This window comes from Rhizobium sp. GCM10022189, from assembly GCF_042656325.1.
Classification (GTDB): Bacteria; Pseudomonadota; Alphaproteobacteria; order Rhizobiales; family Rhizobiaceae; genus Rhizobium.
In genome coordinates this window covers 1-11,169 of the sequence record NZ_JBHSOR010000022.1, presented here as the reverse complement: position 1 = coordinate 11,169, position 11,169 = coordinate 1, and the positions used below count along the sequence as shown (strand labels likewise).

Annotated in this window: 9 protein-coding genes; 7 read left to right on the top strand and 2 right to left on the bottom strand. The window is 68.9% G+C overall.

Annotated elements, in window-relative coordinates:
* Positions 1 to 338: 338 nt before the first annotated feature.
* Positions 339 to 1,298 (bottom strand): LysR family transcriptional regulator, encoded by a 960-nt coding sequence (locus tag ACFPWW_RS11890; RefSeq protein WP_377311785.1) that lies wholly within the window; start codon positions 1,296 to 1,298, stop codon positions 339 to 341.
* Between the two features lie 172 nt (positions 1,299 to 1,470).
* On the opposite strand from ACFPWW_RS11890, the gene ACFPWW_RS11885 reads away from it, so the two are divergent.
* The 4 genes from ACFPWW_RS11885 to ACFPWW_RS11870 all read left to right on the top strand — a co-directional run bounded on the left by ACFPWW_RS11885 (position 1,471) and on the right by ACFPWW_RS11870 (position 4,185).
* Positions 1,471 to 1,998 carry a nuclear transport factor 2 family protein gene (locus ACFPWW_RS11885; RefSeq protein WP_377311783.1) on the top strand — a complete coding sequence of 176 codons (528 nt, stop codon included), beginning with the start codon at positions 1,471 to 1,473 and terminating at the stop codon, positions 1,996 to 1,998.
* Positions 1,999 to 2,181: 183 nt separating this feature from the next.
* Complete coding sequence (locus ACFPWW_RS11880; protein WP_113500703.1) at positions 2,182 to 2,586, top strand: YybH family protein; 405 nt, start codon at positions 2,182 to 2,184, stop codon at positions 2,584 to 2,586.
* Positions 2,586 to 3,623, top strand: a complete 1,038-nt coding sequence (gene ada, locus ACFPWW_RS11875) for a bifunctional DNA-binding transcriptional regulator/O6-methylguanine-DNA methyltransferase Ada (RefSeq protein WP_377311782.1) — start codon at positions 2,586 to 2,588, stop codon at positions 3,621 to 3,623. The genes ACFPWW_RS11880 and ada overlap by 1 nt, the downstream gene beginning before the upstream one ends.
* A 112-nt stretch (positions 3,624 to 3,735) precedes the next feature.
* Positions 3,736 to 4,185 carry a carboxymuconolactone decarboxylase family protein gene (locus tag ACFPWW_RS11870; RefSeq protein WP_377311781.1) on the top strand — a complete coding sequence of 150 codons (450 nt, stop codon included), beginning with the start codon at positions 3,736 to 3,738 and terminating at the stop codon, positions 4,183 to 4,185.
* 49 nt (positions 4,186 to 4,234) lie between these two features.
* Here the strand turns inward: ACFPWW_RS11870 and ACFPWW_RS11865 are convergent, their stop codons facing one another.
* Positions 4,235 to 5,473 (bottom strand): alpha-D-ribose 1-methylphosphonate 5-triphosphate diphosphatase, encoded by a 1,239-nt coding sequence (locus tag ACFPWW_RS11865; RefSeq protein ID WP_377311779.1) that lies wholly within the window; start codon positions 5,471 to 5,473, stop codon positions 4,235 to 4,237.
* A gap of 211 nt (positions 5,474 to 5,684) precedes the next feature.
* Here ACFPWW_RS11865 and ACFPWW_RS11860 point away from each other — a divergent pair, with 211 nt between their 5' ends.
* The 3 genes from ACFPWW_RS11860 (at position 5,685) to ACFPWW_RS11850 (ending at position 10,938) form a co-directional block, all read left to right on the top strand.
* Complete coding sequence (locus tag ACFPWW_RS11860; protein ID WP_377311778.1) at positions 5,685 to 8,483, top strand: ATP-binding protein; 2,799 nt, start codon at positions 5,685 to 5,687, stop codon at positions 8,481 to 8,483.
* A gap of 148 nt (positions 8,484 to 8,631) precedes the next feature.
* Positions 8,632 to 9,627, top strand: coding sequence for an alpha/beta hydrolase (locus ACFPWW_RS11855; protein WP_377311777.1), 996 nt, complete (start codon positions 8,632 to 8,634; stop codon positions 9,625 to 9,627).
* Positions 9,628 to 9,756: 129 nt separating this feature from the next.
* Positions 9,757 to 10,938: an MFS transporter gene (locus tag ACFPWW_RS11850; RefSeq protein WP_377311776.1), complete on the top strand. Its 1,182-nt coding sequence runs from the start codon at positions 9,757 to 9,759 to the stop codon at positions 10,936 to 10,938.
* The last annotated feature ends 231 nt before the right edge of the window (positions 10,939 to 11,169 follow it).

The following is an 11,169-nucleotide window of genomic DNA, read 5'->3' as shown; positions in this document are numbered from 1 at the left end:
GCCGAAGACTGGAAACGTCCGCCGCGCGAATGGTTCGAGGCCAAAACCCAATTCGCCGTCGTCTTCGGCGAACGGTTCTTCAACCAATGACGAACCGGCCTCACGCACAGAATTCCTGACAGTCCCCCCCCCAGGGGAGAAAGGGAATCCGCGGAGCCGTCCATGACCCACTGAAACCCATTCCCCATTCCCCATTCCCTATTCGCCACTCGCTATTCGCTATTCCCTACTCACTACTCACTACTCACTACTCACTACTCACTACTCGCCACTCACTATTCGCTATTCCCTACCCACTACCCACTACTCACTACTCACTACTCACTACTCACTACCCACTACTCACCCCCCCCACTCCCCCCACAAGCCTCAACCAACATCCCAAACAGCCAGCCGAGCCCGGCATCCATCATCGCGGCGTGCGGGGCGACGGCGTTCAGGCGGAAGCGTGGCAGGGCAAGCGGCGCGTCCGCGGTCACGAGGCCGAAGCGGGTGGCGTAGAGGGCGGCGAAGCGGCGGGGCACGGCGACCAGCATGTCGCTCTCGCCGGCAATGGCGAGCGCGAACATGAAATTCGGCACCGTCAGCGCCATGCGCCGGCGCAGGCCATGCTGTTCGAGCGCGGTATCGACGAAACCGTGCGGATCGCCGGCGAGCGACACGACGAGGTGCCGCATGCCGACATAACGCTCCAGCGTCGGCGCCTCGGCAAAGGGGTGGCCGGCGCGCATGGCGATGACGAAATCCTCCTCGTAGAGCGTGACGCAATGAAACCGCGCCGGAATGTCGTCGGCCGGCATGACGGCAATATCCATGGCGCGCGATTCCAGCTCGGCAAAGGCGCCGCGCCAGGCCCGCGCCGGCGCGCTCTCGCCCTGTTCCGGCAGCAGCTGGCGGATGCTGATGGCGACCCGCGGCGCAGCCTTTGCCATGAGGGAAAGCAGCGGCGACAGGAAGACGGCCGAAACGCCGTCGGGGGCGCCGAGCGTGAAGCGGCGGCTGGAGCCGGCCGGATCGAAAGGCTCGGCCGTCGCCACCACGCTGCGCACCCTGGCAAGGATATCGGCCACCGGCGGCGCAAGCTCCAGCGCCCGCGCCGTCGCCACCACGCCCTTCGGCGTGCGCACGAAGAGCGGATCGTTGAGCATGCGCCTCAGACGCTGCAGCCCGTGGCTGACGGCGGAGGGCGAAATGTTCAGCCGGTCGGCGGCGCGCCCGACATGGCCCTCCTCGATGACCGCTTCGAACAGCACGAGCAGGTTGAGATCGGCGCGGGAAAGATCAATTTCATTCAGCATATCGCTGAAATCATATCATTGGATTCAGCAAGTGGAAACTGGCATTCCGAAAGCAGCCCGGCCGCGACGCCCGCCTCCCGTGACCGGACACGAAAACCAGACACGCAAACCAGACACGCGGGGCCGCAGGCGCAGGATTTTCGCGCGGCCCGCCCAAGCAGAGGAACACCCGATGTCACCGTCCAGACGAACCCTTCTTGCCGCCGGCGCGACCGGCCTTGCCTCCCTTGCCGCCGGCCTGCGCGAGGCCAGAGCCGACATGCCCCCGGCCGAGCGGCTGGCCCGCCTTTCCGAAGAGGCCAACGGCGCGCTGCTGCGCGGCGAAGTCGATGCCTACCGGGCGCTGGTGCCGCGCACGCAGGATTTCACCCTCATGTCGCCCTTCGGCGGCACGCCCTCGCACGAGGCGGGTTTTACCGAAAAGACCTGGGAGGGCATGAAGACCTTCTTCCGGAACGGCGTGCTGAAACAGGAACTGGTCGCCGCCTATGCCGGCACGGACATGGTGGCGCTTGCCGTTATCGAGCGCGCCAATGTGGAGGTCGGCGGCCTGCCGGCGCAGGACTGGGCGCTGCGCGTCACCCTCGTCTACCGGCGCGAGCAAGGCGAGTGGCGCCTTGCCCACCGCCACGCCGACCCGATCAGCCACGCCATCACGCTGCAGCAATCGGCGGCCCTGGCGCGCGGGGCGGCCTCCTGATGCGGGCGGCGGGCCGATAGCGGCCCTGCGCCCCGCGCAACCCGGCCATGGCGCAGAAGCGCCATGCGCCGGCATGAGCCAAAAGACGAATCTGAAATCAGAAAACGGAGTTTCCGGTCCTGGCGTCCGTGCCATCCATGGCCTGCCCGCAGATGGCGGGCGACATGAGACAGGATAGACGACATGAACCCGAACTATGCGCTGGCGGCCACACCGGAGGCGATCGTCCCGGCCTTGCTTGCCCACCTCAACTCCCTTGACGTCGAAACGATGCTCGGCTTCTACCACCCGCAAGCCATGATTATCGATGCGGCGGGCCACGAGCACAAAGGCCGCGAGGCCATCGGAGCGGAACTTGAGAAATATTTCTCTCTCGGCCTGCAAATGTCGATCACGCAGCGCCACCTGTTCGTCGCGGCCGATACGGCGCTTCTCATTCTCGACTGGTCCTATATCGGCACCGCCCGCGATGGTACTGAGGTCAACATGGTGGCAACGGCAACGGATATCGCGCGACGGGGGGACGACGGCTTGTGGCGTTATCTGATCGACAATCCGTTCGGCTCGCAGCGCCGGGACCGGCCCTGATGGCACAGGGCGCGGATCCCTGCATCGAAGGCCCGTGGCGCGGCGTCGTCACCACCGGCATCTACTGCCGCAATAGCTGCGGCTCCCGCGTGCCCCGCGCGGAGAACCTGCGCCTCTTCCGATCCGCCGAGGAGGCCGAGCGGGCCGGATTTCGCCCCTGCCGCCGCTGCCGGCCGAACGAAGGAAATTTCGAGCAGCGAAACGGCGAGATCATCGCGGAAGCATGCCGGCTGATCGAGGAAGCCGACAGTCCCGCCTCGATATCGGCGCTCGCCCATGCGGTCGGCGTGAGCGAAGGCCATTTTCACCGGCTTTTCCGCAAATATACCGGCCTGACGCCGCGCGCGTACCGGGAGCAGAAGCGGGCGGCGGACGTGCGGGAAAATCTGGTGCGCGGACGCCCCGTGACCGAGGCCTTCTACGACGCGGGCTATGGTTCGAGCGGCCGGTTCTACGCCGTCACCAACAAGTCCCTCGGCATGAGGCCGCGCCATTTCAAGGATGGCGGAGCGCAGGAAACGCTGCTTTTCGCCGTCGGGCAGACCTCGCTCGGGGCAATCGTCATCGCCTCCAGCCTGAAAGGCATAGCCGCCATCCTCATCGGCGACGACCCGGAGGCGCTGCTGCGCGACCTGCAGGATCGTTTTCCGAAAGCCACCCTGGTCGGCGGCGATGCCGATTACGAGCGCACGGTCGCCCAGGTCGTCGGCCTGGTCGAAGCGCCGAACCTTTCGAACGACCTGCCGCTCGACATTCGCGGAACGGTCTTCCAGAGGCGCGTATGGCAGGCGCTGCAATCGGTGCCTGCCGGCAGCACGGTCTCCTACGACGAGATCGCAAGGCGGGTCGGACACCCGCGGGCGGTCAATGCGGTTGCCAGCGCCTGTGCCTCCAATCCCCTGGCGGTCGCCATTCCCTGCCACCGGGTCGTCAAGAGCGACGGCACGTTCTTCGGCTACACCTGGGGGCTGGAACGAAAACGGGTGCTGCTGGAGCGCGAATGCGCCGCCGCGCAGGCGACGAAAGCTTCCACATAGGCTGCGCCGCCGGGCGCCCCCGACCTGTTCTGCGGCAGGTCGCCACAAATTGCCGACGGCGCCAGGCGCCGGCGACGAGACGTCATGACCCATCCTTACGAAAGGCAAACATATGGCCCGCCTGAACTGGTATGAAATCGCGCCTGATGGCGCAAAGGCATTGCTTGGCGTGCATCACTACGTGACGAGGAACACGGGCCTGCCCGAAGAACTGATCCACCTTGTCTTCCTCCGGGTATCCCAGATCAACGGCTGCGCCCATTGCATCGACACCCACGGCCGCGATATGCGCAAGACCATGTCGGTCGACAGGATCGCCCTGGTGCCGGTATGGGACGAAGTCCCGCATCTGTTCTCCGACCGGGAGCGCGCCGCCCTCGCCTGGGCCGAGGAAGTGACGCGGCTCAGCGAAACGCACGCCTCCGATGCGGCCTATGCGGCGGCGGCCGCCGCCTTCGGCCCGAAGGACCTCGTCGATCTGACGATCGCCATAGCGGCGATGAACGCCTTCAACCGCCTCGGCGCCCCGTTCCGCCTTCCCGTGGCCGCCAGGGCGGCTTGATCCGGCTTTCTCCACGGCGAGGCGACGATGCCGCCCCGCCATTGGCGCGTCAGGCGAACGCCGGCTCGCCCGTGGGCGCGGCGCGGTAGGCCTCGCGGCCGCCGACCCAGGTGCGGCGCACGGCGGGTGCGGAGCCTTCGGGCCATTCGACCAGCACGAGATCGGCCCGCTTGCCGGGCTCGATCGCGCCGCGGTCGAAAAGGCCGCTGGCGCGGGCCGGGTTGGCGGAGACGAGCGGCCAGAGCGCGTGCAGGGGCGCCACGCCGTCGGCCTTCAGCCTTGCGAGGCCGAGCAGCATGGCGGGGTAATAATAATCCGAGGCGAGAATGTCGCAGAGGCCTTCGCGGATCATGTCGGCCGCGCCGATCGAGGCGAGATGGCTGCCGCCGCGCGTAGCGTTGGGCGCGCCGAAGACGATGAAATCGCCGGCGTCGCGGGCGGCCCGCGCCACGCGCCGGTTCATCGGGAATTCCGAGATGCGCGCCCCGCGGGCGCGGAAGAAATCGCGCGTTTCGATCTGGCTGTCGTCATGCGAGAGCATCGGCGCGCCGGCAGCCTTTCCAAGCGCCGCCACCTGCTCGATCGCATCGGGCACGTCCGGGCGACGCGCCCACATGTCGCGCACCAGCGCCACCATGTCGGCCACCGGGATCTTTGCCCGCTTGGCGCGCTCGGCCATCTTCTCGGCGAAGGCCGGCGTTTCCGGATCGACCGTCGGGAAGGCCGGGTCGAGATCGAAGGGCCGCTCCTGCAGCGGCGTCGAGGGATGCAGCATCACCATCGACGTATGGTCGTTGAAGGCGACGGACGGCAGGCGCGGGCCGGCCAGCGCCTCGCGGATGAGGTCGATCGCCTCGAAGCAGAAGGTCTCCCAGCGCAGCTGCACGCGGTTGTCCACCGTCAGCCGCGGCGCCAGCGCATCGAGCGCGCGCACGATCGCATAGCCGGTTTCGACCGAGCGCAGCCCCGGCTCCCAGCTCAGCGTCAGCGCGTGATAGGCGGTCGCAATGCCGTTGGCGACAAGCTGGCGGTCGGTCTCCAGCAGGGCGGCGGCCACCGGCAGCATGGTGCCGGGGCGCGGCATGACCTGCCGCTCGAAGGCGTCGCCGTGAATATCCACGAAAGCGGGGCCGAGCAGATGGCCGCGCCCGTCGACGACGTCTGCCCCGTCGCGCGCGACGTCGATGCCGGTGATCCGGCCGTTCTCGATGCGCACGGAGGCCATTTCCAGGCGCTCGCCGAACACCACGCTGGCGCCCTCGATGATCACTGCCGGATTGTTCTGCATGGGTCTCGTTCCCGAAAAAGGAGTGGCGCGGCGGCGGAATCGGCCGCGGGAGCCGCTTCTAACCAGCCCGCATGACAGATTTGCGACCGTCCTGCCGTTTCGGCCGCATTTGCCCCTCGCCCCCTGCGGCAGCGGGAGACGGGCGGCGCAATCCGCTTTACGGACAGGCCCGCCGGTGGCAGGCTTGGACCGGGCGAGCGGCGGGGAAGATATGGCAAGGCAGGCGGACAGGACGGGACAGCCACGGCGCAGGCGCGGCAAGGGCGCGCCCCTGCCCGCGCTGCTGCAGGGCCGCGATCGCGACGTGGAGCTGATCGCCAGCCTGATCGCCCGGATCGATCACGGCGGCTCGACGCTCGTCGTCAGCGGCGAACCGGGGATCGGAAAATCCGCCCTTCTCGACGAGGCACGGCGCCGGGCCAGGGGGCGCGACCTGACGGTCTTGAGCATGACCGGCGTTCTGGCCGAGGTGCACCTGCCCTTCGCCGCGCTGGAACAGGCGCTGCGCCCGCTGATGAAGGAGGCGGCCAATCTGGTGCCCCGTCAGCGCTCGGCCCTGCTTTCGGCCTTCGGCCTGCATGAGGGCGCGGCCGCGCCCGACATATTCCTGGTGGCGCTCGCGGCCCTCTCGCTGCTGACGGAAAGTGCGGCACAAAAGCCGATCCTCCTCATCGCCGACGACGCCCAGTGGCTGGACGAGGCGACCTACGAAGTGCTGGCCTTCATCTCGCGCCGGCTCACCTCCGACCCCGTACTGCTCTTCGTCGGCATGCGCGACGGCTTCGAGCGCCTGTTCGACGACGCGGCCAACCTGCGGCTCCGGCTTTCCGGCCTCGGCGAGGCCGATGCCGGCCGCCTGCTGGATACCCATGCGCCCGGCCTTCCGGCCGAGCTGCGCGGCCGCTTCCTGAAGGAGGCCGCCGGCAATCCGCTTGCCCTGATGGAACTGCCGCGCGACAGGCGGGCGGCCGACATCCGCGATACGACATGGCTGCCGTTGACCGACCGGCTGGAGCGCGCCTTCTCCGCCCGCCTTGCCGATCTTCCCGCCGCAACACGGATGCTGCTTTTCGTGGCCGCCGAAAACGACACGACCTCGCTGCACGAGATCCTGCGCGCCGGCCAGGCGCTGATCGGTGCCGCCGCCGATGTCGCAGCACTCGCGCCCGCCGTTGCCGCCAGGCTGATCGACGTGGACGAAAGCGAGCTGCGCTTCCGCCACCCGCTGGTGCGCTCGGCCATGCACCAGGCGGCGGACCTGGCGACGCGCCAGCGCATCCATGCCGCCCTTGCCGTGATCGTCGAGGCCGAGCTTGACCGGCATCTGTGGCATCGCGCGGCGGCGACGATCGGGCCGGACGAAGAACTGGCCGGCGAATATGACGCGATGGCCGGCCGCGCGCTGCGCAAGGGCGCCGTCGCCATGGCGATCGAGGTTCTCGAAAAGGCGGCGGCGCTCAGCGGCACGCCCAAGGCGAGGAGCGACCGTTTCCTGCGCGCCGCCGAGCTTGCCGCCGATCTCGGCCAGCCGGACCTTCTGGAGCGCCTGCTGCGCCAGGCCGATATCGGCGAGCCCGATCCCGTCGCGTCGGCGCGCATCGGCTGGTGCCGCGAGATGGGCCAGCCGCCGATGGTCAGCGACCCCGCCAGGATCCCAAGCCTTGTCGGCCTTGCCGCCACGGCGAGCGCCGCCGGCGCGACCGATCTGGCAGGCAACCTGCTCTGGCGCGCGGCCCAGCGCTGCTGGTGGAGCAATGCCGACGCGGCGGTGCGCAACAGCGTCCTGACGGCGGCCGGCAGCCTCGCCCTGCCCGAGACCGATCCCTGCCTGATCGCCATATCCGCCTATGTGGAGCCGCTGCGGCTCGGCGGCGAAACGGCCGCCCGGCTGCGCCAGCTTGCCGGCACCGGCGGCGGCAACCCGGTCGCCGCCCGCATTCTCGGCAGCACGGCCAATGTCGTCGGCGCCTTCGATCTCGGCGTCAGCTTCCTTGCCCGTTCGGCCGCCGCCCTGCGCGATCAGGGCCGGCTCGGCGATCTCGCCCGCGTGCTCTTTGCCCAGGCCTGGGCGGAAATGGAGGTGGGCGACTGGACGGGCGCCATGCGGGAGGCCGAAGAATCCGTCCGCTTCGCCGAGGATACGGGCGGCACGCTGTGGGTGGCCGCCGCCACGATCGTCAAGGCGCGGCTTTCCGGCATGATGGGCAATCTCGACCAGTCGCAGGCCTATGCCGCGCAGGCCGAGCGGCTGGTCGTTTCCGTCGGCGCGAGCTTCCTTCTCGCCATGCTGCAGACGGCGCGCGGCATCGCCGCCATCGGCGCCGGCCGCCACTGGGAGGCCTACGAGCACCTGCGCCGGCTTTTTGCGCCGGCCGACCCCGCCTTCAATACCGGCATCCAGTTCTTCGGCCTTGCCGATTTCGTCGAAGCCGCCGTCATTTCCGGCCATGCCGAAGAGGCGCAGGCGGTGATCGGGCAGATGGCCGATATTGCCGGCCCCGCGCCGGTGCCCTGGGTCGCGACCATGCTGTGCTACGGCAGGGCGCTGCTGGCCGCCCCCGCCGATGCCGAGCGCTTCTACCGCGAGGGCCTTGGCCCGCCGGCGCGCAGATGGCCCTTCCTGCGCGGGCGCATCCTGCTTGCCTACGGCGCCTGGCTGCGCCGCCAGCGCCGGCCCGCCGAGGCGCGCGCGCCGCTGCGCGAGGCGCGCGACATTTTCGACGCGCTGAGCGCCCTGCCCTGGAGCGAGCGCGCCCGCGAGGAGCTGCGCGCTTCCGGCGAGACGAGCCGGCGGCGGACCGAATATGTCTGGGAGAGCCTGACGCCGCAGGAACTGCATATCGCAGAGCTTGCCGCCGAAGGGCTCTCCAACAAGGAAATCGGCGCAAGGCTCTACCTCTCGCACCGCACGGTCGGCTACCACCTGCACCGCATCTTCGCCAAGACCGGCGTCACCTCCCGCGCCGCCCTGCGCCCCATCCTGGCGGACGCCGCGACACCCGAAGGGTAATAGATCAACCTGTCACTCGACTGGTCATTTGACAGAAGCGGCGGCACCGCGCCCGGCGCTACCAATGGGGCTGCGTGCAACCTTCCCGGAGAAAACGACCGTGAAACTCTTGCCCCTACTCGCAACCCTCAGCCTCGGAGCAACCCTCATGATTCAGCCCGCCCAGGCAGCCCCCGACGCCGCCACCGACCCGCGCATAGACCCCCAGGTCCGCGCCTTCCTGAACGAGATCAACAAGGACCCGAGCCCGTTCTGGGAGCTGCCGCAGCCGAAGCCCCAGGAGATCCTGACCGGGCTTCAGAACATGACGCCGGTCGATACGTCCGGCGTCACCACGACCGAGCAGACCATCACCCAGGACGGCCAGAGCGTGAAGCTCTACATCATGAAGCCCGAGCATGTGACCGGCAGACCCGGCGTGCTGCTCTTCATCCATGGCGGCGTGTGGATCGTCGGCAATTTCGACAACCACAAGCGGCTGCTGCGCGACCTCGTGGTCGGCTCCGGCCAGGTCGGCGTCTTCGTCGAATATACCTCGCTTCCCGAGGCGCGTTTCCCGACCCAGCTCGACCAGTCCTACGCCGCGCTGAAATGGGTGGCGGCCCATGCCGGCGAATTCGGCGCCGACGGCAGCCGCATCGCCGTGGCCGGCAATTCGGTGGGCGGCAACATGGCGGCGGCGCTGGCGCTGATGGCCAAGGACCGCAACGGCCCGAAGATCAGCTTCCAGGCCCTTCTCATCCCGGCGACGGACGCCAGCGTCGATACCGGCTCCTACCATGACTATGGCGAGCAGCGCTTCCTCGCCCGCGCCTTCATGAAATACGGCTGGGATCTCTACGCGCCCGACGCGAAGACCCGCGACAACCCCTATGTCTCGCCGCTGCGCGCCAGCCTCGACCAGCTGAAGGGCCTGCCGCCGGCGCTCGTCATCACCGCCGAGAACGACCCGCTGCGCGACGAGGGCGAGGCCTATGCGCGCAAGCTGAAGGAGGCGGGCGTCAGCGTGGCGGCTGCCCGCTACAACGGCACGATCCACGATTTCGTGCTCCTGAACGCGATCCGCAACGTGCCTTCCACCGAAGCGGCGATCGAGCAGATCAACGACAACCTGCGCCGCTATCTGGCGCCCGCGGCGCACTGAGCCCTGCGGCGGCGCGGCGCACCCCAGGCGCCGCGCCGCCCGTCCGGCGCCGCAAGGATCAAATCTTTGAATGGCAGCCATCGGCGCGGGGCGATTGGTCGCGGGCCGCGACTCTGATAGCCAGGGCCGATGACCGCGCCCGCAAGACCGTCAGCCCTGTTCTTCCTCATTGCCGCCGGCACCGTTCTCGGCATTGCCGGGACCGATCTCGTGCTGCCGGCCGTGCCCAGCCTGCCGGCCCAGCTCGGCGGCAGCGCGGAGACCGCGCAGCTGGTGCTTGCCGCCTATGCCTTCGGCACGCTGGCCGGGCTCCTGACCTTCGGCGAACTCGGCGCGCGCTTCGATCCGCGCAAGCTGCTTATCTGGTCGCTCGCCCTCTTCGGGCTGGCCTCGCTCGCCGCCGCCGAATCCCCCTCGATCGAATGGCTGATCGCCCTGCGTTTCGCCCAAGGCGCCTTCGGCTCCGGCCCGGCCGTCTTCGCCCCCGGTTTCATCCACGGCCTCTTCCCGCAGGACAGGGCGGCCGCCGCCATGGGCCGGCTCGGCTCCATCGAATCGCTGGCGCCGGCGCTCGCCCCGATCGCCGGCGCCTACCTGCTGGAGATCGGCGGCTGGGAGATTTCCTTCGTGCTGCTCGCCGTCTTTTCGGCGCTGATCGCCGCCGCCGTCTTCTGGCAGCGGGACCGTTTCCCGCGCCGGCAGGAGACGGAAGAGCATCACAGCTACCTCGCCATCCTGAAAAACCGCGAATTCGTGAGCTATGCGCTCAGCCAGGCCCTGTCGCTCGGCGGCCTGCTGGTCTTCGTCTTCGGCCTGCCGGCGGTGCTGACCGGCCCGCTCGACCGGGGCATCGAGGCTTTCGTCATCCTGCAGGTCAGCGGCATTGCGGTCTTCATCGCCTCGGCCAATTCCTCCGCCTGGGCGGCGGCCAGGTTCGGCACGCTGCGCACCATCCGCGCCGGCACGGCGATCATGCCCTGCGCCTTCGCGGCGATCTCGGCCTATGCGCTTGCCGGCGCAAGCAGCCTGTCCGTGCTCGTGCCGCTCTGGGCGCTCGTCAATTTCGGCTTCGGCATCCGCGGCCCGGTCGGCTTCCACCGCGCCATATCGGCCGCCCGCGGCGACCATTCCCGCGCCGCCGCAATCGTCGTGGCCGCCATCCTCGGCACGGCCGCCCTCGGCACCACCGCCGTCGCCCCCCTCATCTCCATCGGCCTCTGGCCGCTGGCGATCGCCGGCGCCGCGCTCACCGCGCTCGCCCTGCTCTCGCTCCTGCCGCTGCGCGCGCCGGAGGAAAGCCTCGGCCGGTAGCCGGGGGCCGCCCGGCATCGCGCCCCGGCACAAGGCGGGGCTGATTCCGGCGCCTTTTCCGCGGGCCGCGCTGTTTCCGGCCGGAGGGCCTTCACGCCGCAAGACGGCTAGGACCGATCGACATTCAAGCCATCCACATCATTGCGGCGGCGAGATGGACGAAGCCTTGGAAGTGAATGGTTCTGCGTTCGTAGCGCGTTGCGAAACGGCGAAAGTGCTTCATGCAGCCGA